This is a genomic window from Streptomyces sp. NPDC005494 (assembly GCF_042872025.1).
GTDB lineage: Bacteria > Actinomycetota > Actinomycetes > Streptomycetales > Streptomycetaceae > Streptomyces.
In genome coordinates this window covers 215,032-239,744 of record NZ_JBIAJR010000011.1, presented here as the reverse complement: position 1 = coordinate 239,744, position 24,713 = coordinate 215,032, and the positions used below count along the sequence as shown (strand labels likewise).

Below are 24,713 nucleotides of genomic sequence, written 5' to 3'. Positions count from 1 at the left end.
GCACACAGCCGAAGCGGTACTCGGCCGCTGGGTGCCGTCCGGTGGAGGGCAGCGGTACGCCGCCGCAGGGTGCCGTCCGGGGCGGGGCGCCCCTTGGACGATTCCCGGAGCGAGTCCCCTAAGCTCCCGCGCTCCTGCGCTCCTGCCCTCCAGGGCGGAGGAGCGACCGCAGGGCCGGATCCTCCTCGAAGGCGGCCGTTCCGGAGCGTCGGGCGAAGGTCGTGCAGAATTCCACCGGCTCCCGGAAGGCGACGGCCAGGACCGGCTCACCACCAGGCGGCGGGACGGCGGGGCCGACGGAGTAGTGATGGCGCGTCACCTCGTCCGCCGCTTCAGGCTGCTGCATGGCCGAGAACGCGAAAGGGTCACCGCTTCCCCCGGGCTCCCCTTCGACCGTCCACTCCGCCCGCAACTCCAGCAGCCCCGGGGCGGGACACCCCCACCGGAAGTGGGTGACGTACATGGCCGCGACAGCGTGCCACACGCTCAAGCCCCGCCCGTCGGGGAGAAACACCAGTTCGGAGGCTTCCATCACCCCGTAGTCGAACGGGGTGCTGCTCCAGAGGCCCACCAGTGCTTCGTCGAGGTGCATCCGGGCATCGTCGGTCAGGTGAGGCGAGGTCTGCCACCGGTTTCTCCGACGTGCGAGCCGGTCGCCGGCAGGCAAGGGAGCGCGCGGCGCCTGCGTGACTCGGTCTGCCGGCACCGGGGTTACCTTCTCCCTCATGGTGTCGTACGACGAACAGACCCTGCACCCGTCGGTCCTCGCGCACGGCGGGCGGCGGCCACTCGCGAGGACGCCGCTGTGCTGAACGGGATCGACGCGGTGGACTGGCACTCCGTGCCTGGCCATCCCGACTGGTACGAACCGGCCCGGGTCGCCGACGGGCTGCGTGCCCTGTCGGGGGCGACGAATCTGCCGCAAGCTGCAGACGCTGGCTCTCTGCTTGCCGGGGGTGGAACGGTTCATGGCCACAGCGGCGCGGTGTTCCCAGCGGCCGCGGTCGCTGCACCGCTGCTGCTGGACATCGCTCACCACGGACATCCGGCGGCTCGGGACACCGCCTTGGGGCTTCTGGACGAGGCGCTGTCCTGTTATCCGCACGCCGGGTACACGAGACTGGCGGCACCCGACGGCACGGCGGCGGCCCTCTGCTGCGCCATTGCCCATCACGTCCGTGGCCGCACCGAGTTCCTTGTCGGCCTGGGCGGGATCGGTAAGTCATTACTGGCCGACGCTTCCGCGCACTGGCGCTTCGAGATCTTCGAATGCATTGCCGACGGCGGCGACGCGGCGGCCTTCGGAATCCTCGGCGGCGCTCTCCCCGACGGGGTGCACGCGGCCGAGATGCATCACGCCGGAACCATCACCGTGCTGAACGAGATCTCCGTCGAGTACTCCGATGCGGGGTCCCGGGAATCATGCCTGCGGGTATTCGCCCGGCACCCCGGCGAATTGCCGCCGCACGCTGTTCTGTTCCCCGCCGGGTGCGGGAATCGCCTCCACTGACCTGTGCTCGCGACCCGGGGGCGCCCGCTGAGGGAAGTGCCGCCGCCGTGATGCGGCGGGACGGCACCGCGCCCGGCCTGAGCCCCGGCCAGGCCTGAGCCTCGACCGCAGGCGCAGGTGCGGACGCGGGGCCGGAGGGCAGGGCGCCTCCGGTAGAGCTGAACTCTGCGCTCGCGTCGATGAGGCCGTGCTGCTGATGGAGGCCAGGTACGCCGTGTCCTGCGGCGCCTGACCGCCTTCCCTCCCAGGCGGGGAGGGGGCCGGTCCGGCTGTACGGGGACGGCCGGTCCGGCTGTACGGGAGAGGGCCGATGCCGCTGCGGCCGAGGCAGCCGATCCGGTCGGAGACGAGGGTTTCCGGCCTGTCAGCGCTCGGCGAGGGCCCGGATCTCGGAGGCGATCAGCTTCGGGTCCTCCTCGGCCATGAAATGGCCGCAGGAGACCGTGCGGTGCCGCAGATCCCCGGCCCAGGCTCCCCACAGTCCCTGAGCGTGGTAGCCCAGGGCCGCGCCCCAGTCCTGCTGGAGGACGGTGACCGGCATGGCCAGCTGGTTGCCCGCCTCGCGGTCCGCGGTGTCGTGCTCCACGTCCACCCCGGCGGAGGCACGGTAATCGGCCACGATCGAGGGCACGGCGGCTGCCGAGGCGTCGAGGTAGCGACGGCGGACTTCCGCACTCATGGCCTCAGGGGCGTTCGTCCAGGCGTCGAGGAAGTAGGCGAAGAAGGTGTCCGAGGACGCCTGGATCATCTCCTCCGGCAGACCGGGGGCCTGAGCCATCAGGTAGAGGTGGAAGCCGATCGCGCCGGAGACCCCACCCAGGGCGTCCCACATGTCGAGCGTAGGAAGGACGTCCAGGAAGAGCGCCCGGGACACCGCGTCGGGGTGGTCCATGGCGGTGCGGAAGGCGACAAGGGCGCCGCGGTCGTGACCGGCCAGGGTGAAGCGGTCGTGCCCCAGTTCGGCGGCGAGCCGGACGACGTCCCGGCCCATGGTCCGCTTCGCGTACACCTCGGGGCCCGTCTCGGCGGGCTTGTCACTGGCTCCGTAGCCGCGCAGGTCAGGACAGATGACGGTGTGGTCCGTAGCGAGATCGGCGGCGACGTGCCGCCACATCAGGTGGGTCTGGGGGAAACCGTGCAGCAGGACGAGCGGGCTGCCGCTGCCGCCGACGGCGGCGTTCAGCGTCACGTCGTCGTCGACCCGCACGCGGTGCTCGGCGAAACCGGGGATGCTCAGGTGTGTCACTGCGACTCCTGTGGTTCGTGGCAGAGTGGACGTTCCGGACCTCGCGGTCCGGCCGCCCCGGGACGGCACCCACACTGCGGGCCCCGGATCAGCGATCGATGAGTGAACACGCGGCACCCCGGCAGCGGCGCCGCCCACGAAGGGACCGTGCCGTGGGCGTGGAGTTCGGACTGCTGGGACCGGTGGAGGCCTGGGACTCCGAAGGCGCACCGCTCCCGCTCGGAGCGCCCCGCAACCGTGAGGTGCTCGGACGGCTGCTGATCGCTCGCGACCGGGTCGTACCCGTGGGCCGCCTCGTCGCGGACCTGTGGGGGGACGAACCTCCGGCCGCCGCGATCGGTGCGGTACGCACATTCGTGGCGGCGCTGCGGCGTGCACTGGAACCCGGGCGCCCTCCCCGGCAGCCGTCCCGTCTGCTGGTCACCGACGGCCCCGGCTACGTCCTGCGCGCGGGCCGCGAGGCGGTGGACGCCTGGCGGTTCGAGGACTCCGCCACGCGTGCCGTGGCGGCGCCCCCGCACGCCGCGGTCGCCCTGTGGGACGAGGCGCTCGCCCGGTGGCGTGGGCCCGTTCTGGCGGACTTTCCCGATGCGGCGTGGGCCGCTGCCGAGCAGGCCCGGCTGGAGGCGCTGCGCCTCGACGCCGTCGAGCGCCGCGCCGACGCCCTGCTCGCCACGGGCGCCGCCCGCGACGCCGTCGCCGACCTGCGCGCCCATGTCGCCGCGCACCCGGGGCGGGAGGACGGCTGGGTTCTCCTGGCAACCGCACTGGACCGGTCCGGGCGCCGCGGTGAGGCCCTGGAGAGTCTGCGTCACGCCCGTGTCGCACTCACGGACCGGCCCGCCGGAGGTCACGGCCCAGGTCCCGCGCTGGCCCGGCTCGAAGCGCGCATCCTCAGCGGCACATCCGGCTCCGGGGCCGAGCTCGCCGGGGTGGCGGACGGTGTCTGGGGCCGGGCGTCCGCCGCGTGGGAGCGCTCGGTGCCCGCCAGGTCCCGGGCCCGGCTGCACGCCACCGCGGGCCTCCTGCGGGACCTGGCGGTGACCGGCGCCGACGGCCTGGAGGAGGCGCGCGAGCACCGGCGGGAGCTGGTCGCCGCAGCGGAGACGACAGGTGACGACGAACTGGCGGCCCGGATCATCGGCTCCTACGACGTGCCGGCGCTGTGGACCCGCGCCGACGATCCCGCGGACGCCGGTGAGCTGTCCCGGGCAGCGGCCCGGGCCGTCGCGCGGCTCGGCCCCGGAGGCCCGCCGACGTTGCGCGCCCGGTTGCTTTCGGTCGTCGCGGTCGAGTCACGGGGCGACGCCGCCGCCGACGCGCCGCTTCCCCGCGCGGCGGATTCGCCGGCTGCCGAACCCTGGCGGCTGCGTGCGGAACGCGCCGCCGAGGAGGCCGTCCGGATCGCCCGGAGTCTCGCCGACCCGGCCGTGCTGGCGTTCGCCCTGAACGGTGCCTTCATGCAGTCGTTCGCCACGTGCGGATCGGCCGCGCGCCGTGCGGCGATCGGAGGGGAACTGGCACGGCTGGCCGCCGGCCACGAGATTCCGGGCCACGAGGTCCTGGGGCGGCTGATCCGCCTCCAGGCATGCGCCGGACTCGGCGACCTCGATGCGGCCGATGCCGAGGCCGAGGAGATCGACCGGCTCGCGCACCGCAACGAACGCCCGCTCGCAGGGGTGTTCACGTCCTGGTACCAGGCGCTGCGCATCTGCGAGACAGACGGCTGGGCGGCTGCCCGTCCCCGGTACGAGGAGGTGCTCGGGACGACGGCGAACTGCGGCATGCCCGGCCTCACCGGGGGAGCGGGCGCCCTCGTCGCGCTGATTCCGGTCATGCGGGGGGAGGCCCTGCCGGACCCCGACGATTTCGCCCGCGTCGACGCCGGCCCCTACCGGCCGTGGCTCCACCCCCTGCTGCTGGCCGGGGCCGGCGCCACGGAGCAGGCCAGGCAGGCGCTCGCGGTCGTGCCCCGCCCGCCGCACGATCTCCTCCAGGAGGCGCTGTGGTGCGTACTCGCCCGGGCCGCGGCGACCGTGGGCCATGTGCCGGTCCTGCGCCGTGCCCGCGACGAACTCGCCGCAGCCGCCGGAGAGTCGGCGGGCGCAGGGAGCGGACTGGTCTCCTTCGGCCCCGTCGCGCAGCACATCCGGGCGGCCGACAGAGCCCTCGAAGACCGCGACCGGCCGGGCGACCGCCCCGGGCAGCGCTGAGACCGGGCGAGGCCGCGACGCGTCAGCCGGACACCGGGGCCGCGGTGTACTCCTCGTCGGTGACGGGAGTCAGCCAGTGCACGACGTCATGGTCGGCGTCGCTCTCGTTGACGGCCAGGTGCACCATCAGCCGGTTGGGAGCCGCGCCGTGCCAGTGCTCCTCGTCTGCTTCGAACAGGACGCGGTCCCCGGGGCGGATGACCTCGACCGGACCGCCCCTCCGCTGGCACAGGCCCACGCCCTCCGTGACGAAGACGGTCTGGCCCAGCGGGTGGCGGTGCCAGTGGGTCCGCGCTCCCGGCATGAAGTGCACCAGGTTGGCCGTGACCCGTGAGGGTGCGGGCGCGGCGGCGACGGCATCGATGTACACATCGCCGGTGAACCAGTCGGCCGGCCCCTTGGCCGTATCCATCGAGCTACGGGTGATCTGCATGGTCATTCCTTCTTCGTGGGCGTCGTGGGCACCATGGGCGCCGTGGGTGTCGTCGGCGCCATGGGCGCAGGGGGCGGAGCGGGACGGGCCGAAGGGACCGGGGGAGCCCGGCGGCGTCGACGTCACCGCCCCGGCGGCCCCGTGGCGTCAGGGCTTGAGGAGCGTCTTGATGGCGCGCCGTTCGTCCATCGCCCGGTAGCCCTCGGCGACCTGGTCCAGGGGCAGGGTGAGGTCGAAGACCTTGCCCGGTTCGAACCGGCCCGACAGCACGCCGTCGATCAGCTCGGGCAGGTAGCGGCGCACGGGGGCGGGCCCGCCGCGCAGGCCGACGTGGGAGAAGAACAGCTCCTGCCCGTCGACGGCGACCTCGTGGGGGACGCCGACGAAGCCGACGTTGCCGCCGGGCCGCGCCGAGTGCAGCGCCTGTTGCATCGCCTGGGCGGTTCCCACACACTCCAGGACGGCATCCGCACCGATGCCGCCGGTGAGGTCCTTGATCCTGGCCACACCCTCCTCACCGCGCTCGGTGACGATGTCGGTGGCGCCGAACTCACGGGCGAGCTTCTGCCGGGAGGCGTGGCGGCTCATCGCGATGATCCGCTCCGCGCCCCTCTCCTTCGCCGCGATCACCCCGCACAGACCCACGGCCCCGTCGCCGACCACGACCGCGGTCGAGCCGGGCTTCACCTCAGCGGCGTCGGCGGCCCACCAGCCGGTGCCCATGACGTCGGAGACGGCCAGCAGCCCGGGCCAGTACTCCTCGTCCGGCACGGTGTCGGTGGCCACCAGGGTGCCCTGGGCGTTGGGGATGCGTACGTACTCCGCCTGGCAGGTGCTCATGAACTCGCGGTGCAGGCAGTTGGACTGGAATCCGTTGCGGCAGTTGGCACAGGTGTTGTCGGAGGTCGCGAACGAGCCGACGACGAACTGGCCCTGCCTCACCGAGGTGACATCGCGGCCGACCTCCTCGACGAATCCGACGTACTCGTGCCCCATGGGGTGTGCCTCACCGGTCGGCTCCAGGCCGCGCCAGGGCCACAGGTCGGAGCCGCACACACAGGTGACGGCCGTCCGGATGATCGCGTCTGTCGGCTCGAGGATCTCAGGGTCGTCCAGGGTCTCGAAACGGACGTCGCCGGGGGCGTGTATCACTGCTCCGCGCATGAGGGGGTTCCTTACGTGCTCAGACATTGTGTTCGGCCGGCAGTCGCCGGTGCGGCTGCGGGACCGGGCCGGGCGGCGAGCCGCCGTACGCGTACCGGTCCGGCGTCGTCCTCGTCCCGCCGGCACGGCCGGACGAGGAACGCCACCACATCCAGGTAAAACGCTCCGCCCGCGATCAGCGAGTCACTGTCAAGGGGTGTACCGGCAGTACATCCCTCGGACGGCGCGCAGGCCGTACCGTCGAAGACGTGGACAATCATGCGGAAGTGCGCGAGTTCCTCACCTCGCGGCGAGCGAAGATCACCCCGGAGCGGGCCGGACTGCCGGCCGGCTCCCGACGGAGGGTGCCCGGCCTGCGCAGGAGCGAGGTCGCGGCCCTGGCGGACATGAGCGTCGAGTACTACGCCAAGCTGGAACGCGGCAACCTCGCCGGAGTCTCCCCGGCAGTCCTCGAAGCCGTCGCACGCGCCCTGCAACTCGACGACGCCGAGCGGGCCCACCTCCTCCACCTCGCCCAGGCCGCCGACGGCTCGCACGCCCTCACCCGGCCGCGGCGTCGCACCAGCAGGCAGCAGTGGACCCCGCACCGCAGCCTGCAGTGGACCCTGGACGCGATCACCGCCGGACCCGCCTTCGTCCGCAACGGCCGCATGGACCTCCTCGCCGCGAACCAGCTCGCCCGTGCCTTCTACTCCGACCTCTACGCCGCCCCCGTCAACCAGGCGAACCTCGCCCGCTTCAACTTCCTCGACCCCGCATCCCGGCGCTTCTACGCGGACTGGGACACCGCGGCCGACATGGCGGTGGCCATCCTGCGTACCGAAGCCGGCCGGGACCCCCACGACAAGGACCTGCACGACCTCGTCGGCGAGCTGTCGACCCGCAGTGACGAGTTCCGCACCCGCTGGGGCGCCCACGACGTCCGTCACCACGGCACCGGCACCAAACACTTCCACCACCCGGCCGTCGGACAGCTCATCCTCGCCTACGAGGGCCTGGACATGGCCGCCGAACCAGGCCTCACCCTCACGATCTACACCGCCGAACCCGGATCCCCTTCCGAAGAAGGGCTGCGTCTGCTCGCTTCCTGGGCCGCCACCCGGGAAGCGGCCGATTCCACCACCCGGCAGCCCACCACGGGCTGAGACGCGGATGAGGCCGCCCCGGTGCGTACGGCCATGGCGCATAAGCACCGGGCGCACCACCGCGGCCCCGTTCGCGGACCTGGCGCGATCGCACCGCACGTAACCTCTACCTGTGCCCGATCCTCGCCCTCATCGCGTCGCCGTCCTCGTGCTCGAGGGCGCGAAACCACTCGACGTCGGGATTCCCGCGCAGGTCTTCACGACCCGCGCGAGCATGCCGTACGAGGTACGGGTGTGCGGAGCGGCACCCGGTCCGGTCGCCGGCGGCGACGGGCTCGCCTACCACGTCGCCCACGGCCTCGACGCGCTCGCATGGGCCGACATCGTCTTCGTGCCCGGCTACCGCTTCCCCGACCGCGACGACCCGCCGCGGTCCGTCGTCGAGGCGCTGATCGCCGCCCACGAGCGGGGCGCGCGGCTCGCCGCCATCTCCACGGGCGCCTTCGCGCTCGCCGCCACCGGCCTGCTCGACGGCAGGCGCGCCACGACCCACTGGCACTACACGCGGGCACTGGCGGCAAGGCATCCGCTCGTGCGGGTCGACGAGAACGTGCTGTTCGTCGACGAGGGCAGCGTCCTCACCTCGGCAGGCGCCGCCTCCGGCATCGACCTGTGCCTGCACATCCTGCGCGGAGACCTCGGAGTGGCCGCCTCCAACCACGCGGCCAGGCGTCTGGTCGCGGCCCCCTACCGCAGCGGCGGCCAGGCCCAGTACGTGCCCCGCAGTGTCCCCGAACCGCTCGGCGAGCGCTTCGCCGCCACCCGTGAATGGGCGCTCCACCGCCTCGCCGAACCCCTCACCCTCGACGTGCTGGCGCGTCAGGCCGGCGTATCGGCGCGCACCTTCTCCCGGCGCTTCGTCGAGGAGACCGGCTGCACGCCGATGCAGTGGGTGATGCGCGCCCGCATCGACCTGGCCCGCGAACTGCTCGAGCGCTCACAGCGCAGCGTGGAACAGATCGCCGCCGACATCGGGCTGGGTACCGGCGCGAACCTCCGCCTGCACTTCCAGCGCATCCTCGGCACCTCACCGAGCGAGTACCGGCGCACCTTCACCCGGGGTGAGTGACCCGCCCGGGACCCGGCCGCAGGAAGCCCGATGCCCGCCCGTACGTGGTCCGACACCCGCCCGTACGTGGTCCGATGCCCGCCTGTACGGAGCCCGATCCCCGCCAGGCGCCCGCCCGCGGGGGAGCCGGGCCCTTGGCCGTACGGTCCGGGCCCTGCCTGGCGGGATCCTTTTGAACCATGGCGATCCCGCCACTGTCAGCGGCACCCGCCGCGAGCGAGCCTGGTGGGGAGAGAAAGGGACATCACTCATGACTCGCATCGCCATCAACGGATTCGGCCGCATAGGACGCAACGTGCTGCGCGCGCTGCTGGAGCGCGACAGCTCCCTCGAGATCGTCGCCGTCAACGACCTGACCGAGCCCGCGACTCTCGCCCGGCTGCTCGCCTACGACAGCACGGCCGGCCGGCTCGGGCGCCCGGTGAGCGTCGACGGGGACGTCCTCGTCGTCGACGGCCGCCGGATCACGGTGCTCGCCGAGCGCGAACCGGCACAGCTGCCGTGGGCCGAACTCGGCGTGGACATCGTCCTGGAGGCAACCGGGCGCTTCACCTCCGCCAAGGCCGCTCGGGCACACCTCGACGCGGGCGCGAAGAAGGTCCTCGTCAGCGCCCCGTCGGACGGCGCCGACGTCACGCTCGCGTTCGGGGTCAACACCGACGCCTACGACCCGGCCGTGCACACGATCGTCTCGAACGCCTCCTGCACCACCAACGCGCTCGCGCCGCTGGCCGCGGTCCTCGACGAACTCGCCGGTATCGAGCACGCGTTCATGACCACGGTGCACGCCTACACGCAGGAACAGAACCTCCAGGACGGTCCGCACCGCGACGCCCGCCGAGCCCGCGCCGCCGGCGTCAACATCGTGCCGACCACGACCGGCGCCGCCAAGGCGATCGGCCTGGTGCTGCCCAACCTCGACGGCAAGCTGTCGGGAGACTCGATCCGCGTACCGGTGCCCGTGGGTTCGATCGTCGAACTCAACACGACCGTCTCCCGCGACGTGACGCGCGACGACGTGCTGGCGGCATACCGCACCGCGGCGGAGGGGCCGCTCACCGGCATCCTGGAGTACTCGGACGACCCGCTCGTGTCGTCCGACATCACGGGCAATCCCGCCTCGTCGATCTTCGACTCCGCCCTCACCCGCGTCGAGGGCCGCCACATCAAGGTGGTCGCCTGGTACGACAACGAGTGGGGCTTCTCGAACCGTGTGATCGACACGCTCGAACTCCTCGCAGGCCGCTGACCAGGAGCCAGAGGCCGGCCGGGACGCCCGGGCCAGGGCCGGGACGCCCGGGGGAGACCGGGACGCCGGGGGCGGCGCCCGCCGCCGCCGGCGACCGGCACGGCCAACGCCGGCCTGACCGAGCGCTCCGGCCGACCCGCAAAGCCTGGCCGGAGCGCCTGGCAGAACGGAGTGACGAGGCGACGGCCCAGGACGAGCCGGCACCGGTTCGGGATTCGGAGCGCCGCCGGTAGCCGACTGGGCCTGAGCGCGGCGCGGTAGCCGGCCCGGCGGGACAGACTCAGTCTTCTCAGTGCACGCACGCGTCTGCTCTCGGTGCACGCACGCATCCGCTCTCGGTCCTCGCATCCCCGACGAACGGGGCATCGTCGAACTCGTTCAGTGAGCGCGCGGACTCGGTGCCGGACAGGGCTGCGTGGGTTCCTCGGGCTGCTTCGTGACGGGGGCGTGCCGGGCGACGACGCGTGAGCCGCGGTGCCTGCCGTGCAGGGCGAGGGTGAGGAGGGGCAGCACGGTGCATGCCGCTATGACGGCACCCACGGCCGGGGGGCCGACCGGTCCTGCCGAATCGAGAGCCATGCCCGCGACTGCGGATCCGGCGGCGATACCGACGTTGAAGGCGGAGGTGGTCAGGCCGGACGTGAGGGTGGGCGCGTCACCTGCGAAGCGCACGGCGAGCGCGGTGACGACGGGGTTGACGGTGAATCCGGTCCAGCCCATGAGCAGGACGAGTGCCGTGACCGTGACGACGTGGGCGGACAGCGGGATCATCAGCAACAGTACGAGCGCGGTGGCTGCGGCGGCGGTGACGGTGGTGGCCATCGGCCGGCGTTCGCCCAGCCGCCCGCCGGTGGTGGTGCCCCCCAGAGCGCCGATACCGAAGGCGATGAGGACGAGCGGGACAGCGCCCTCGGGGATCCCCGTGCGCTCGGTGAGCAGGGGCGTGATGTAGGTGTAGGTGGCCATCACGCCGCCCATGATCAGCATGGCCGAACTCAGTGCGAGCCACAGCCGACCCTGGCGCAGGGCGCTCAACTCGGCGCGCAAGGAGACGGCCGCGCGGCGTCCCTGGGCGGGGATGAACCGGCCGATGAAGAAGGCGGCGAGGGCAGACAGGACGGCCAGGGCCCAGACGGGGCCGCGCCAGCCGATGTACTGGCCGACGAAGGACCCGGCGGGTACACCGATGACGTTGGCCAGGGTGAGGCCGCCGATCATCAGTCCCGTGGCACGGGTGGCTGCGGCGGGGCCGGCCGCGGCGTTCGCGATGACCATGCCGACCGCCCAGAAGGCCCCGGTGGCCAGTGCGGTGATCACGCGGGCAGCCAGAACGACGGTGAAGGAGCCGCTCAGGGCGGCGGCGACGTGTCCGAGGCTGAAGACCACGAGCGCCAGGATCAAGGTCTGGCGCTGGGGCAGGCGGAGGGTGGCCATCGCCATCGTGGGGGAGCCGACGATCATGCCGAGGGCAAACGCGGTGATCAGCAGTCCGGCGTCGGAGACGCTGACGTCGAGATCGGCGGCGATCTCGGGCAGCAGCCCGGCGACGACGAACTCCGTGGTCCCCATCAGGAAGGTTCCGGCAGCGAGTACCCAGACGACACGTGGGAGCGTGCCGGTCCGGGGCGTGGGCGGGGTGGAGCGCATGGGCGGGTTCTTTCCTCGGCGCAGGTGTGCGGTGCGGGGCCGGCTCGGGCAGCGGGGCGGTTCAGCGCTGGACTGGGTCGTACCGCGGGATGCGTACGTCTGTGCGGCCCGGGGCCGGTGCGGGAGCCACGCGGGCAGCGGCACGGAACACGGTCTGTCTCTTCTCGGGGCGGTCGACGGTCACGGCGGATACTCCGGATACCGCTGCATGCAGGACCGGACACCGCTCCATCCAGGAAACGGGCGCGGCGCTGAAAGATCGAGTCACGGATGAGGGGTGTACTGGCAGTGCACCCCTGACACGCCTGCACGGCCGTGACGTCGGGAGACGGGGGCGGGTCGCGTGTTTCCTGACGTCGACGGGAAGGATGGAGCGGTCATGAGCCGGATTCTGGTGACGGGTTCCGCCGACGGGCTCGGACGTGCGGCAGCAGATGCCCTGCTGTCCCATGGCCACCAGGTGGTGGTGCACGCCCGCAACCGTCAACGCGGGCATGACCTGGCCGACCTGGTGGCCCGTGGGGCCGAGTTGACGGTGGCGGACTTCACCGAGCGGGACGCCGTACGGCGCATGGCCGCCGAGCTCGGCAACGCGGCACCGCTCGATGCGGTCATCCACAACGCCGGTGTGTGGAGCGGACCGGCCGTCATGCCCGTCAACGTCGTCGCCCCCTACCTGCTCACGGCCCTGACGCCCACGCCACGCCGCCTGGTGTACCTCAGCAGCGGCTCGCACTTCAGCGGCAGCCCCGTCCTCGAAGGAGTCGACTGGACGGGGCTCAGCCCTGGCTCGTACGCGGACAGCAAGCTGTTCGTGACCGCCCTGGCGGCAGCGGTGGCGGGGCTGCGGCCCGGCACGCCGAGCAATGCCGTGGACCCGGGCTGGGTGCCGACGAAAATGGGCGGCCCCGGTGCGCCGGACGATCTGGAGCTAGGTCATCGGACCCAGGCGTGGCTCGCCACCGGCGATGACCCGGAGGCGATGACCACGGGTGGCTACTGGTACCACCAGCAGCGGCAGCAGACCCATCCGGCGGTGCACGACGATGCGTTCCAGGACCGTCTCCTGCAGGTGCTGGCCGAGGAAACAGGCGTCGAGCTCAGCTGACCGGTCGCCGCGGGCCAGGGCCGGCGCCTGACCGGGGAGGCGACGAGGTCTCATGAGTGAACGTGGGAGCAGCGCGGGCCGGGGGGCAGGGAACGCCACGTCCGGGCCGGCTGAGGGGCGGGGGCGGGGTAGCGCTCACCCACAGCACAAGTAAGCTGAGGCTCACCTAATCATGGTCCGACGGTCCGGTTCGGGAGTGGTCCTTCGATGTCTCCATCACGTGCAGCCCTTGAAGTCCCCCCGCAGCGACCCATGTTCGTGACGGTTGCCGAGGTGCGTCACCTCGCGCCGCGCATGGTCCGGATCACGCTGGAGGGCCCGGGCGTGAGCGACTTCCACTACGCAGGCGCCGACCATCTGGTTCGGCTCTTCCTCCCGGTCGACGACGATCTGCGGCTGCCGGCGACCACGGATTGGTGGGCCGAGCTCCAGGCGATGTCTCCCGACCGGCGCCCCGTGGTCCGCAACTACACGGTCCGCCGCATCGACCCCGCCGGCTGCCGACTCGATGTCGACTTCGCGCTGCACGGCGACAGCGGCCCGGCCTCCGCCTGGGCCATGCGGGCGGAACGGGGCGATCGGATCGGCATCCTGAGCGACGGTGCCCGGTACGAGGCAGGCGACGCGGACTGGCAGCTGCTGATCGGCGACGAAACGGCCCTGCCCGCGATCTCGTCCATGCTGGAAGGCATACGCACCCCCGTGCACACCCTTCTCGAAGTCGAGGACGAGCAGGTCGTGGTGGATCTGGCCGGTGAGGCGACCTGGCTGTTCCGCTCGGGCCCCCACGGTGCCCGGACCGTGGAGGCGCTGCGCACCCTGCCCTTCCCGCCCGGCAAGCCCTACGTCTGGGTAGCGGGCGAGTCCGCCCTGGCCACGTCCGTACGGCGCTACCTGGTGAACGAGCGGGGCATCGACAAGGAGCAGATCTACTTCTGCGGTTACTGGCGCGGAACTCCGGCCCCCCGAGCGGCCACGGAGACACGGCGGGAGCCGGCGCACGCCTGACGGCGGGCGGCCGGACAGGCCGGCGGAGTGCCGGAGCGGACGGTGAGCCGGGCCTCTATGCTCTTCGAACTCATCGAGAAGGAGGCCGCATGGCGTTCCGGGATCATGTGACACGGGCCGCCGCCGAGATCGTCAAGGGCTTCCCGGCGGACGACGGGATATACGCGGTGACGTTCCGGATCGACAGCGTCGACCAGGACCCGCGGTATCCGTACGTGGCGATCGGCTACACGACCGAGGCGGACTGCGCGGAAGCGGCGGCTACGGGGGCGGACTCCTGGGAGGCGCGGTGGAGTTACGCGTGCTTTCCGGTGACGGGGCTCGAAGGGGTGAGGTCCGTCGGGCTGGAGGCGGAGGGCGCCGAGGCGCACCGCCAGGAGGCGGAGTTCCGGCAGCTCTGGTACGAGGACGACGACGAGCCGCGCGGCGCCGACGAGCGGCTGGTCGAGTGGTTCTACGAGGTGTGCCTCGGCGCGGCCCGGTACCTGCACGAGAGCGGCCGGATCGTCGAGGTGCTGGGGCGGCCTGTCCCGGTGATTCTCTACGACATGTTCGACCCGGACGCGATGTTCGAGCTGACCTCGGCCGCCAACCCGGCAGCCCTGATCACGGAGTTCATGGCCGAGGAGCCGACGACACGGGCACACTGAAGCCGGCCGTGCCCACAGCTCCGCTGCCCTGGAGGGCGCCTGCGCACGACCCGGGGGCGGCTTCGCGGTCAGGGACGCGCACGACGGGTTCGACCCCCGCGGCCCTACGTTGCGTAATGGTTTCGCCCGGTCGACACTTGAACGTGAAGATCAGCCTCGGGGGCCATCGAGGATGTGTGCGCATCATGCCCAGCCCGGACGGCGAGGATCACGAGCACCAGGACCCGGAGCCCCACGAGCTCGCCGTCCCGCAGGCCCAGGGTGGCGGCAAGGGCCCGTCGGACGTCTTCCTGGACGTCCCCGCCCTCCACGTCGACGAACTCGACCTGGAAGTGGAGGACCTCGAGGCCCACGTCTCCCTGCAGGCGGAGGTGCTGGACCTCCTCAAACTGAACGTCGGGGCGGACGTACGGCTGGGGCGCGTCACGCTGGGTATCGAAGGCGTTGACGTACAGGCGCAGCTCAGGGTGCGGCTGCACAACATCGCCGTCATCGTCACCCGCCTGCTGACCACGGTCGACCGTAATCCCCAGATCCTCGAGCAGCTGACCAAGGGTGCGGCCGCGGCGGTCGAGAACGTGGGTGCCGGCACCAGCAGGGCCGTAGGCGAGCTGGGCGAGGGCGCCGGGACGGCCGTGGGCGAGGTCGGGCGAAGTGCAGGGGCGGCGGTCGAGTCCGTCGGTGACAGCGCGGGCACAGCCGTGGAGGACGTGGGCGACCGCACCGGTGCTGCGGTCGACGAGGCGAGCCACATCGCTGCGGACACGGCAGGCGGGCCGGCCCCGGGCGATTCCGGGGAGAGCGCCGCCGGGGACGAAGAAGCTCAGCGCGACGAAGGACGTGACACCGGAGCGAGAACCGAGCCCCGGCCCGCCCGCCGCCGGAGTCCGCGACCCGCCGGCGGCACCACGAAGCGCGGTGGGAAGAAGCGCTCCGGCGGGGCGGGAGAGGCCAGGTCGGGCAAGGAGCCGGCAGCAGAGACCACGGCGGCAGGAGGACGGGCCGACCACGCCACGAAGGCCGCTCCGAAGAAGTCGGCTTCGGCGAAGACCGCTGCCGAGAAGCCGACTTCGGCGAAGGCTGCTCCGAAGAAGACCGTGCCCAGGAAGGCAGCCCCCAAGAAGGCCACTCCCGAGAAGAGGGCCGCAGCGAAACCCTCTGCGAAGAAGGCCCGGAGCGTGGCGAGCCGGTCGGCCGGGACGGCCGAAGGGCAGGCGGCGGCAGGCCGCACCCGGCGCCGTACACAGCCTTTCCCGGACGCGTGAGAGGACTCCCGAGGCGTTTCCGGACGTCCACGTGTATGGGCTCAAGGTGTGGTGTTCGCAGAGGAGTTGCGGGTACCCGTGGGATGGGCCGGCCCATCCGGGGGCCGAGCCGGTGATCGTCCCGAAGGAGAGGCAGATGACCACGCAGTACGGCAACCAACCGGCAGGGCAGCACCCGCACAACGCCCCGCAGCGCACGGCGACCGGCAACGTCTTCAGTATCGTCGCGATGGTGCTGGGTGTGATCTCCTTACTCTTCCTGCCGATCGTCTTCGGCGTGGTGGGCCTCGTTCTCGCCATCGTGGCCAAGGCCGTTCGGCACGAGCGGCTCGCCGTGCCCGCCATCGTGGTCAGCGCTGTGGGCCTGATCGGCGGCATGGTCCTGGGCGCCCTACTGGCCTCCTGAGCCGCATTCGTAGGCCCCAGGCCGTGCCGCCGGCGGACCTTCGAGCACCCCTCGTCCGGATGAAGGGACGTGGGGTGCTCGTCTCCCGGGCTGCGGGAGCCTCATCCAGGGGACTGCGCGAGCGCCGTCGTGGCGGGCACGAGATCGACGCGCCCGCCCTCGCCTCCGGTGCGACACTGGCGGAGTGACGGACACCGAACGGCAGACGGACCGGCGCTTGGAACGAGTCATCCTGGACCTGCTCGAGCGGCGCGGGCCGAGTGCGACGATCTGCCCCTCCGATGCCGCGCGAGCCGCGTACGAAGGCGAGGACGATGGCTGGCGCGCGCTGATGGAGCCGGTCCGTCGAGCGGCCCGGCGTCTTGTCACGGCCGGCGAGGTGGAGATCACCCGGTCCGGGAGTCCTGTCGACCCGGCTCACGCCCGCGGCCCGATCCGTATCCGCCGCGCCCGCTGACGCACCGGGGCCCACGGCCCCACGAGCTCCTGACGGCCGACGGCACCCGGCAGAGCGGAACCGGCCCGCCGATACGGCGTGCACGCACCGCCACCCCCCGCGGAAGCCGACCAGCAGACGGTGGCCTCACCCGGTCGGCACTCCGCACGCCCGACGTGGAGAGACACCGGTCGCGGCGCCCGCCGAAACCCCGCATAGGCTGGTGCCGTTGGCCGGCGCGTCACAGTGGGGGTAGAGCAAGACATGAGCCAGGCGACGGAGTTCTTCCAGCCACTCCAGGCAGACGACCCGCCCATGGTGGCGGGCTATCGGCTCGCCGCACGCCTGGGCGCGGGTGGCATGGGCCGGGTGTATCTGTCGCACACGCAGGCCGGCCGCCCGCTGGCCATCAAGGTGGTGCGTCCGGAGCTGGCCGACGATCCGGACTTCCGGCGCCGGTTCGGCCGGGAGGTCAAGGCGGCCCGCCGGGTCCGTGGGGCGTACACCGCCGAGCTGATCGACGCCGACGCGGACGGCGTTCCACCGTGGCTGGCCACGCTGTACGTGCCGGGGCCGTCCTTGACGGAGGCGGTGACCCGGAGCGGGCCGCTGCCGGTACCCGCCCTGCTGTGGCTGTTGGCGGGGGTGGCCGAGGCGCTTCAGGTCATCCACGCCGAGGGCATCGTGCACCGTGACCTGAAGCCGTCGAACGTGCTGCTGGCAGCCGACGGCCCGCGGGTGATCGACTTCGGCATCGCGCTGGCCACCGACGGGACCGCGTACACGGCGACCGGAGGCGCCCTCGGGACTCCCTTCTACATGGCACCGGAGCAGGCGGCGGGGGGCGAGATAACGGCGGCGACGGACGTCTTCGCGCTCGGCCAGACGGCTGCGTTCGCGGCCCTGGGCAGGCCGCTCTACGGCGACGGATCGGCCGTCAACGTGCTCTACCGGATCGTGCACGCCGAACCCGATCTGTCCCTGCTGCCCCAGGCGCTGCGTCCTCTGTTCGCCCGGTGCCTGGCTGCCGACCCGGCGGAGCGGGCCACTCCGGCTGAGATCGTGCAGTGGTGCCGCCGGCGCCTCACGGCGGACGCCGAAGCGGCAGGGGGCGCTGCCGTGTGGCGGGAGATCGCCGGTCCGGAGGTCACGGTTCCGGCGCCGGTGCCCGCGCCGACGCCCGCCCTTCCTTCGGAGCTGCTGCCCGCGCCGGCCCCCGCCCACCTCTCGGAGCCGTCGACTCCGGCGGTCGCGTCGGCGCCGGTGCTGACGCCCGCATCGGTGTACGCGTACACGAGGCCGCAGCAGACGCCGGAGGAGCAGAAGGCACGCAGACGGCGTACGGCGCTGATCGCAGCCGTCGGTGTGACGGGAGGCGCGCTGCTCGTGGCGGCCCTGGCATGGGTGCTCCAGGACGTGAGGGAGCGGCTCGTCGAGGCGGACGAAGCCGGCCCCGGAACCTCGGCCACGGAACCGGCCGTACGGTCGCCGGGATCCGGACCGGCCTCCTCACCCGCGGCGGACGCGTCGGCCGCCGGGGCCGGGGCCGGGGCCGGGACAGATGACGGGACACCCGCGGACGCGGCCCCCGCGTCGGACGCGCCCAGGGAGCCGCGGCCCGAGGGGTTCCCTCTGGTGCATCTGTACACGGACAACTCCATGAGCCTGAAGAGCACCGAACCGCAGCTGGAGAACCGCAAGGGCGACGTCCGCCTCAGTTGCGAGTCGGCCGGGTGCGAGCTGAAGAGTGACCACACCGTGTTCATGCAGATGTTCGGAGGTCACGGGACCACCCTCGACGAGTGCAGGCTGATGCTCGCCAAGGCCACGAGCCATGAGTGGTCGCTGGCCGCGGCAGCCGCCGGCACCGAGATCTGCATGAAGGACGACCAGGGCAACATCGGTCTGTACGTGATCCAGACGAAGTCCACCGCCCTGCCGGACCTCGCGTTCCTCCAGGGAGACCTGACCGTCTGGCGGGACGCGGCCTGAGTCAGCCGGGGACGCGGGCCGACCGTGCGCACTTCAGGGCAGGGCGAGGCAGGACGGGTGACCGTTCCGTTATCCGGGGGAGGGCAACCGATCGCCTGCGTGCACGGTCGAACCGACGTGATCAGAAGCCACCTCCTGCCCCTCCGAGCAGCCGTCGTCTCGGCTGCCCTGCTGCTGACCGCGTGCAGCGGCGGCGCGGCCGACGACAAACCCGCCCATCCTGTGTTCGACGTGCCGGCCGAGCAACAGCCCCGCCAGGCGTTGCTGACCACTCAGGCCGCTCGAACCGCGACCTTCACCCAGACCCTGACCTTCACCTCGCCGTCGGGCGACACGGTGCAGACGACCACGGGACGGATCGACTTCTCCGGCGGCAGGGCCGCCGGTTCCAGCGCCTGGGCGGTGGCTGAGGGTCTGCCGGAGGAAGCCCGGGACGTCCTGCTGGGGGTCCGGCTGGGGACGGCCAGGGCGCCTGTGCGGACCCAGGTCGTGGTCGAGCCGGACACCATCCGGCTGCGCGCGGGCGAGGCCGGTTACTGGTTGCGCTACGAAGGGTCCTTCGACGCGTTCGGAACCGGCGCCGCGGTCGACTCGCTGCGAGGGACGGAGTCCGCGTTCGGCGGCACACTTCTCGAAGTCCTCAGCGGAGCCCAGAAGGTGAAGCATTCGTCCGTCGCCGAGGGCGGGCGCGCCTACGAGGCGCAACTCACCGCCTTCAACGCCCTGCGCATGTTCCCCAAGGACCTGAGCTCCGAGCTCGCCGCCGACATCGACCCGAACGGTACGGCTACGCCCGTGTCGCTCAGCATGTCCACGGACGCCAAGGGGCGCATCACACGGGCGGAGGCCGACTTCTCGGGCCTGCTCGACACCAGGAAGGACAGCGCCCTGGCGGAGACGACCGGGCTGCGCGCCGTCCTGAGGGTGGGCACATTCGGGGCGTCCGCGCCGGCCATGCCCGCGGCGACGGAGCAGACGCTCGACGCGGCGGAGTCCGTCATGCCGGTCGGTGAGATGAAGAAGGGCGGATGCGCCGATCTCACCACGGGCACCCGCACCCTCGACATGATGGTCTCCGTTCCCTGTGCGCAGGCCCACGAGGCCCGTGTCTTCGCCCACGCCCGCTTCGACGCGGCGTACCCGGGCTACAAGCAGGCCAAGAGGATGGCCCGCGAGGCATGCGCCGACGCGTACGGGTCGGCTCCCGCGTCCTGGACCGAGGAGGGAGTGAAGAAGGACCACTTCCGCTACACCTGGCCCGGCGAGGCCCGTTGGGGCGTCGGCGCGGATCCGGTGGTCACGTGTTTCGTCGAGACACGCTGACGCGCATCCCCTTCACCCCCTGAGGACCCGCGGCACTCTCGTCCCCGCAGGCCGGAGTTCCGGTCACCGCGTGCGCCGCCGACCGGAGCGGCGACGTGGTGATGCCCCCGAACCGCGGCCGGGGGACCCGAGTCGGCCTGGGGACAGGACGCGAAGCGGTCGCGGGTCCCGCACACCGCGGAGCTGCCGTTCCCACCGTGCGGCACCGGTCTCGTCCGGCGGACGGCCCACCGGTTCTTCCCGGTTATGGGACTCGCCATGTGACCGGCAGTCAATTCCCGCTGCCCCGATGAGTTTTGCGCTCCGCGAGGGTCTTGTCAGCAACACACACCATCGCCTCTGACAAGCGGAGTAATGAACATGTCACGATCCCAACAGCAGCCGACCGGGACCGACACCCGTGTCATCTCTGCCGACGGCACCGAGATCGCATTCGAGCAGTCGGGCCTCGGCCCGCCCGTCGTCCTTGTCGCCTCGGCACTGGCCGATCGCTCCGACACGAAAAAACTCGCCGCCCTCCTCGCGGAGCACTTCACTGTGATCAATTACGACCGGCGCGGAAGGGGCGCCAGCGGAGACGCCGACGCCTATGCTCCCGAGCGGGAGATCGAGGACATCGCCGCCCTGATCGGACACGTCGGCGGTTCGGCGTCCCTGTTCGGATCGTCCTCCGGCGCGGTGCTCGCCCTGCGCGCGGCTGCTGCGGGGATCGGCGTCGACCGTCTGGCGCTGTACGAACCGCCTTTCGTGGTTGCCGAAGGCGACGACGCGCCGCCCACGGACCTCGCCCAGCAGATCGCCCTGCTGCTCGCGGAAGGCCGCCGTGGCGAGGCGGTCAAGTACTTCATGACCAGGGTGCAGGGCATGCCCGGCGTCGCCGTGCTCTTCATGAGACTCATGCCGAAGATGTGGGCGAATCTCACCGAGCTGGCCCGCACGCTGCCCTACGACATCGCGATCATGGGGGATACGCAGCAAGGCAGGCCGCTCGACGCCGAGGAGTGGAAGGGGGTGGCGGTGCCCACCCGTGTACTGACGGGCGGCAAGAGCTCGGCGGCCTTCCGGCGTGCCGCACGCGCCCTCACCGAGATCCTGCCGGAGGCAGATCACCGCAGCCTGCCCGGCCTCAACCATGGTGCCGTCGTCATGGCCCCGAAGAAGATCGCCCCGCAGGTCGTCGAGTTCATCAAGGGGTGAGCTCGTCATCGCTGGAGTGCGTGGAGTTCAGGGAGTTCGAACGAGTCGCTGCGGGCCCGGCCCCTCTTTGCGATGATGCGTGACCAGCGAGAGGAGCATCAGCGTGACGGCCTCCACGTCCTTCCTGCTCGGACGCCTGCACGCGGCCGGCCTGACCGATGTCGTCGAGGTCGAGCCGACTACCGGGGGCCTTGCCGCGACCGCGGGGCTCGCGCGGCGCGGTGACGGCACGTCGGTGTTCGTCAAGGCGTTCCGCGAGTCACCGTCGGACGACGCCTTCGCCGCGGAGGCCGAAGGGCTCACGGTGCTGCGCGAGGCGGGTGGCGCCACGCCTGAGATCATCCTCGCGGACCGCGACCTGCTCGTGCTGGCCGTGCTGCGACCCCGGCCGGGCACCCAGGCGTTCTGGGAGCAGCTGGCGCACATGCTCGCCCACCTGCACACCACGACGCGTCACCCCCGGTTCGGGTGGCACCGGGACAACTGGCTGGGGCGACGCAGGCAGGTGAACACCTGGGAGGACGACGGGTTCGAGTTCTTCGCCCAGCACCGCCTGCTGCGCTGGCTCGGCGAGCGTCGCGTCCAGGAAGTGCTGGACACCGCGGACCGGGCGGCGCTGGAGCGGCTGTGCGACCGGCTGCCCGAGCTGTTGCCGGTCAGGCCAGCCTGCCTGACGCACGGCGACCTGTGGGCCCTGAACGTCATGGCCACCCACGAGGGCATGCCCGCGCTGATCGACCCGGCCGTGTCGTACACATGGGCCGAGGTCGACCTGGCCCACCTGTGGACGACGTCCCCGCCTCCAGAGGCGCAGGTGTTCTTCGAGCTGTACGCCGAGCTGACCGGGCTCGACCGGGGCTGGCGTGCACGCATGCCGATCCTCCAGCTACGCCAGCACCTGGCCGTCATCGCGCAGTTCGAGCCCGACTGGGGCGCCGTCGACCTCGTACGCGCCACACTCGCCCCGTTCCGGCCCCGGTGACGCCGGCCGACGGCCGTCGCCGGACGACTCCGGGTCGCGTACGCGGTCCCACGGCGCGGCTTCGCTCCACGAGCGGTGGCCGCACGGGGGCTGCGGCCTGGACCGTGGCCTGCGGGAGCAGCCCGGCAGCGCCTCAGAGTACGGCGAGCCGGTCCACCAGCAGCTCCGTCCTGAGGCCGGTGTCCTTCGGCGGCAGTCGTCCAGCCCTGGTCAGGGTCGCCAGCCCGTGGAGGGAGGCCCAGAACACTTCGGTGAACAGGCCTGGGTGGACACCGTCCCCCGCGGCCTCGTCGAGGTTCTCCAGCAGGGCGGCGAAGGCATCCTTGAGAGGCGCCGGGGTGTCCTCGTCCGCGAACACCAGGCCGCCGTCGAGCTGGAACATCGCTTCGTAGACGGCCGGGTTGCGTACCGCGAAGTCGAGGTAGGCGTGCGCCAGAGCGGTCACCCGGGCGCGAGGGCTGTCCGCTCGTGAGGCGGCGGTGCGCACCGCCGCGGCCATCTCGGCCGCGCCTTCGAGGGCGACGGCGCCGATGATCTCCCGTTTGCCGCGGAAATGGCTGTAGAGGACGGGCTGGCTGTACTCGATGCTCTCGGCCAGGCGGCGGGTGGTGACTGCCTCCCAGCCCTGCTGCTCGGCGAGTTCACGGGCCGTCGCCACGATGAGACGTTCGCGGCCCGCCCGCTCGCGCTCCTTGCGTTCCTGTACCGACATGACTCGATCCTAGCAGCGCTAGACAACCGAGCGGCAGTAGGGCTAGCGTTGAACCGTCATCTAGCGGCGCTAGATCCCAGGAGGGGTCATCATGCTCAACGCACTTGAGGTGTTCACCACCGTGGTCGTCGGCGTGATGGTGGGGGTGGAGTTCTCCGTCGCCTTCGTCATGAATCCGATCTTCAACGCACTTCCCGGCGACAGTGGTCAGCTCGGCCGCGCCCACGGAGGCCGGATGCTCGGCGCCGTGATGCCGGTCTGGTACATCGGCTCGCTCGTCCTCGTCGCCGTCTGGGCCGTAGCGGGGTGGCACCGCGACGGCACCGGCCTGGTCATCACCGGTGGCGCGCTACTGATCGTCAGCGTGATCATGTCGATCCTGCTGCTCGTACCGATCAACAACCGGGGGAAGACCTGGACGCCCGACAACCGGCCCGCCGACTGGAAGCAGCAGATGAACCGCTGGGACCGCTTCCACTACGTCCGTGTCGCCGTCATCATGGCCGCCTTCGCCCTGCTGGTCGCCGCCCTCACGTGAGCGGGCGGGCCGCATCACGCCCGGGGCGGCACGCTCGCCCACGGAAGCGAAGCGGGTCAGAACGGCGGGTGCTTGCTGTATCCGCCGTCCCACCCGGAGCGTTCGGCCCGGAGACGTGCGTAGCGTTCGCGGGCCGCCACATCAGAGGGGTTCTCGAGATCGTTCGTGTCGTGACCCCATGCCTTCAGCGCATCCAGGGCACGGTCTCGGCTGCGCCGATCGGCACTCGTGGCCAGGAGGTGGCGAGCGTGACCGGCCAGCTCGCTGCGGCGTTCGGCGAGCAGAGGGTGCTCTGCGAGGGGGCGGCGGCGACAAACGCTGCCTCACGTACGTCCGTACTGTGGTGATCGAGCAGGGGTCGGACGGCGGAGAAGATCGCCGGCCGCAGGTCTCGAAACGCGCGCATCTCCTCGTTCTCGTGGGGGTCCCGCCCGTAGCATCGGCGTTCGGCGATGGCCAAGCATGCGTCGTCAGCGTCGTCAGCGTCGTCAGCGTCGTCAGCGTCGTCAGCGTCGTCAGCGTCGTATGCGGTGTCGCCGAGCCAGCGCAGCAGCCTCACGAGGGTCGGGCGGCGGGGCGGTGGCATGTCGGCCTCGGGGCCGAAGTCCCCTGCCGAGACGCCGGGTTCATCGAGGATGCTCGCGACGTACAGCGCTACGGGGACGGTGGCTTCGTAGAGGGTGTTCTGGTGGGTCACTTCCCCCAGCGCCTTGCCGGCGGCGTCGGCCGTGACGGCCGGGTCGGGGTCCAGGAGGCGTGCCAATGCCGCCGGCAGGGATTCGCCCGTGCCGCACACGGTGGCGAGCGATGCCCAATCCGTGTCGTTCAGAAGCACTCGCCGGTGCGGCAGCGCTCCAGGACCAGGACTCCGTCTCCGGCCGTTGTTCTCGGTCACAGACGGAGGCTACAGCCGGCTGTGCCTGCCTCAGCGGGAGATCGCCTCCGAGGGCATGTGCGGGTATGACCGCTGAACCGGAGCCGAGGTGGCCTGGGTGAGCGCTCAGTTGTCGCCCGTGCCTGAACGCACCGGGCGCGGCAGTGGCTGACGCCAGTCGCCCAGCGACGTGACGAGGAACTGGCGGGCGAGAGCGCGTATGTCGTCCCACGCCGGATCTGTGGAGAGGGCATCGGCCCAGTAGCCGACACGGTGGGAGACATCCATCGTGCCGAGGCGACGGCCGACCGTCCGCAGATCACGCAGTTCGCCGGGTGCGAAGACCGCGCGCTCCGCGAGACCTTCGGCGACGCGGCAGAGCAGCTCCATCTCTTCAGCGACGTCCGTGGTCTCCGTTTCCTGCCCGCGCAGCCACGCCAGTTGAGCGTGGCGATCGGCGGAGAGGAGGGCCATGAGGCGCAGCGTCCAGGTGCGCAGGTGGGCGTCGCCGAAATCGTTCATACGAGCAGGATCTCACCCGCGGAT

25 protein-coding genes are annotated in these 24,713 nt (G+C 71.8%); 17 read left to right on the top strand and 8 right to left on the bottom strand.

Translation table 11 applies throughout. The features are described from left to right. Positions 1 to 118: 118 nt before the first annotated feature. Positions 119 to 592, bottom strand: coding sequence for a hypothetical protein (locus tag ACFYQ6_RS29220; RefSeq protein ID WP_388765783.1), 474 nt, complete (start codon positions 590 to 592; stop codon positions 119 to 121). A gap of 213 nt (positions 593 to 805) precedes the next feature. On the opposite strand from ACFYQ6_RS29220, the gene ACFYQ6_RS29215 reads away from it, so the two are divergent. After that, positions 806 to 1,510, top strand: a complete 705-nt coding sequence (locus ACFYQ6_RS29215) for a hypothetical protein (protein ID WP_388765781.1) — start codon at positions 806 to 808, stop codon at positions 1,508 to 1,510. A 364-nt stretch (positions 1,511 to 1,874) separates the two neighbouring features. Here ACFYQ6_RS29215 and ACFYQ6_RS29210 read toward each other — a convergent pair whose 3' ends face one another. Then, positions 1,875 to 2,756, bottom strand: a complete 882-nt coding sequence (locus ACFYQ6_RS29210) for an alpha/beta fold hydrolase (protein ID WP_388765779.1) — start codon at positions 2,754 to 2,756, stop codon at positions 1,875 to 1,877. 152 nt (positions 2,757 to 2,908) lie between these two features. On the opposite strand from ACFYQ6_RS29210, the gene ACFYQ6_RS29205 reads away from it, so the two are divergent. Beyond that, positions 2,909 to 4,969: a BTAD domain-containing putative transcriptional regulator gene (locus tag ACFYQ6_RS29205; RefSeq protein WP_388765778.1), complete on the top strand. Its 2,061-nt coding sequence runs from the start codon at positions 2,909 to 2,911 to the stop codon at positions 4,967 to 4,969. Between the two features lie 22 nt (positions 4,970 to 4,991). Here the strand turns inward: ACFYQ6_RS29205 and ACFYQ6_RS29200 are convergent, their stop codons facing one another. Beyond that, entirely contained in the window at positions 4,992 to 5,402 is a 411-nt protein-coding gene (locus ACFYQ6_RS29200) for a cupin domain-containing protein (RefSeq protein ID WP_361585652.1), read from the bottom strand. Positions 5,403 to 5,549: 147 nt separating this feature from the next. Beyond that, positions 5,550 to 6,566, bottom strand: coding sequence for a zinc-dependent alcohol dehydrogenase family protein (locus ACFYQ6_RS29195; RefSeq protein ID WP_361585650.1), 1,017 nt, complete (start codon positions 6,564 to 6,566; stop codon positions 5,550 to 5,552). A gap of 248 nt (positions 6,567 to 6,814) precedes the next feature. Between ACFYQ6_RS29195 and ACFYQ6_RS29190 the strand changes: the two genes are divergently transcribed. From ACFYQ6_RS29190 to gap, 3 genes are all read left to right on the top strand, one after another. Further along, positions 6,815 to 7,711 (top strand): helix-turn-helix transcriptional regulator, encoded by an 897-nt coding sequence (locus tag ACFYQ6_RS29190; RefSeq protein WP_361585647.1) that lies wholly within the window; start codon positions 6,815 to 6,817, stop codon positions 7,709 to 7,711. Between the two features lie 112 nt (positions 7,712 to 7,823). Further along, the gene (locus ACFYQ6_RS29185; RefSeq protein ID WP_361585645.1) at positions 7,824 to 8,780 is read left to right on the top strand and encodes a helix-turn-helix domain-containing protein; all 957 of its coding nucleotides are present in this window, start codon (positions 7,824 to 7,826) and stop codon (positions 8,778 to 8,780) included. A gap of 250 nt (positions 8,781 to 9,030) precedes the next feature. Further along, complete coding sequence (gene gap / locus ACFYQ6_RS29180; protein WP_361585642.1) at positions 9,031 to 10,029, top strand: type I glyceraldehyde-3-phosphate dehydrogenase; 999 nt, start codon at positions 9,031 to 9,033, stop codon at positions 10,027 to 10,029. 378 nt (positions 10,030 to 10,407) lie between these two features. On the opposite strand, the gene ACFYQ6_RS29175 is transcribed toward gap, so the two are convergent. After that, positions 10,408 to 11,676: an MFS transporter gene (locus ACFYQ6_RS29175; protein ID WP_361585639.1), complete on the bottom strand. Its 1,269-nt coding sequence runs from the start codon at positions 11,674 to 11,676 to the stop codon at positions 10,408 to 10,410. 379 nt (positions 11,677 to 12,055) lie between these two features. Between ACFYQ6_RS29175 and ACFYQ6_RS29170 the strand changes: the two genes are divergently transcribed. The 11 genes from ACFYQ6_RS29170 (at position 12,056) to ACFYQ6_RS29120 (ending at position 22,043) form a co-directional block, all read left to right on the top strand. After that, entirely contained in the window at positions 12,056 to 12,784 is a 729-nt protein-coding gene (locus ACFYQ6_RS29170) for an SDR family NAD(P)-dependent oxidoreductase (RefSeq protein WP_388765775.1), read from the top strand. Positions 12,785 to 13,036: 252 nt separating this feature from the next. Then, positions 13,037 to 13,792, top strand: coding sequence for a siderophore-interacting protein (locus tag ACFYQ6_RS29165; RefSeq protein ID WP_361585634.1), 756 nt, complete (start codon positions 13,037 to 13,039; stop codon positions 13,790 to 13,792). A gap of 89 nt (positions 13,793 to 13,881) precedes the next feature. Beyond that, complete coding sequence (locus tag ACFYQ6_RS29160; RefSeq protein WP_361585632.1) at positions 13,882 to 14,442, top strand: hypothetical protein; 561 nt, start codon at positions 13,882 to 13,884, stop codon at positions 14,440 to 14,442. Positions 14,443 to 14,627: 185 nt separating this feature from the next. Next, entirely contained in the window at positions 14,628 to 15,707 is a 1,080-nt protein-coding gene (locus tag ACFYQ6_RS29155; RefSeq protein ID WP_388765772.1) for a hypothetical protein, read from the top strand. 136 nt (positions 15,708 to 15,843) lie between these two features. Beyond that, complete coding sequence (locus ACFYQ6_RS29150) at positions 15,844 to 16,113, top strand: hypothetical protein (RefSeq protein ID WP_356739140.1); 270 nt, start codon at positions 15,844 to 15,846, stop codon at positions 16,111 to 16,113. 59 nt (positions 16,114 to 16,172) lie between these two features. Further along, entirely contained in the window at positions 16,173 to 16,301 is a 129-nt protein-coding gene (locus tag ACFYQ6_RS29145) for a hypothetical protein (RefSeq protein WP_361585626.1), read from the top strand. Further along, entirely contained in the window at positions 16,298 to 16,570 is a 273-nt protein-coding gene (locus ACFYQ6_RS29140; protein ID WP_361585623.1) for a DUF3253 domain-containing protein, read from the top strand. Before ACFYQ6_RS29145 ends, ACFYQ6_RS29140 begins: the two co-directional genes overlap by 4 nt. A 243-nt stretch (positions 16,571 to 16,813) precedes the next feature. Beyond that, positions 16,814 to 18,541, top strand: a complete 1,728-nt coding sequence (locus ACFYQ6_RS29135) for a serine/threonine-protein kinase (RefSeq protein ID WP_361585621.1) — start codon at positions 16,814 to 16,816, stop codon at positions 18,539 to 18,541. Between the two features lie 117 nt (positions 18,542 to 18,658). After that, positions 18,659 to 19,864: a hypothetical protein gene (locus ACFYQ6_RS29130; RefSeq protein ID WP_388765769.1), complete on the top strand. Its 1,206-nt coding sequence runs from the start codon at positions 18,659 to 18,661 to the stop codon at positions 19,862 to 19,864. Between the two features lie 360 nt (positions 19,865 to 20,224). Then, the gene (locus tag ACFYQ6_RS29125) at positions 20,225 to 21,061 is read left to right on the top strand and encodes an alpha/beta fold hydrolase (protein ID WP_388765766.1); all 837 of its coding nucleotides are present in this window, start codon (positions 20,225 to 20,227) and stop codon (positions 21,059 to 21,061) included. A 103-nt stretch (positions 21,062 to 21,164) separates the two neighbouring features. Then, entirely contained in the window at positions 21,165 to 22,043 is an 879-nt protein-coding gene (locus ACFYQ6_RS29120; RefSeq protein ID WP_361585614.1) for a fructosamine kinase family protein, read from the top strand. Positions 22,044 to 22,176: 133 nt separating this feature from the next. Here ACFYQ6_RS29120 and ACFYQ6_RS29115 read toward each other — a convergent pair whose 3' ends face one another. Further along, the gene (locus ACFYQ6_RS29115; RefSeq protein WP_361585611.1) at positions 22,177 to 22,755 is read right to left on the bottom strand and encodes a TetR/AcrR family transcriptional regulator; all 579 of its coding nucleotides are present in this window, start codon (positions 22,753 to 22,755) and stop codon (positions 22,177 to 22,179) included. A 91-nt stretch (positions 22,756 to 22,846) separates the two neighbouring features. Here ACFYQ6_RS29115 and ACFYQ6_RS29110 point away from each other — a divergent pair, with 91 nt between their 5' ends. Next, positions 22,847 to 23,293 carry a DUF1772 domain-containing protein gene (locus ACFYQ6_RS29110; RefSeq protein ID WP_361585609.1) on the top strand — a complete coding sequence of 149 codons (447 nt, stop codon included), beginning with the start codon at positions 22,847 to 22,849 and terminating at the stop codon, positions 23,291 to 23,293. A gap of 184 nt (positions 23,294 to 23,477) precedes the next feature. Here ACFYQ6_RS29110 and ACFYQ6_RS29105 read toward each other — a convergent pair whose 3' ends face one another. Further along, positions 23,478 to 24,188: a hypothetical protein gene (locus ACFYQ6_RS29105; RefSeq protein WP_388765763.1), complete on the bottom strand. Its 711-nt coding sequence runs from the start codon at positions 24,186 to 24,188 to the stop codon at positions 23,478 to 23,480. Between the two features lie 105 nt (positions 24,189 to 24,293). Beyond that, positions 24,294 to 24,689 (bottom strand): hypothetical protein, encoded by a 396-nt coding sequence (locus ACFYQ6_RS29100; protein ID WP_388765761.1) that lies wholly within the window; start codon positions 24,687 to 24,689, stop codon positions 24,294 to 24,296. Between the last annotated feature and the right edge of the window lie 24 nt (positions 24,690 to 24,713).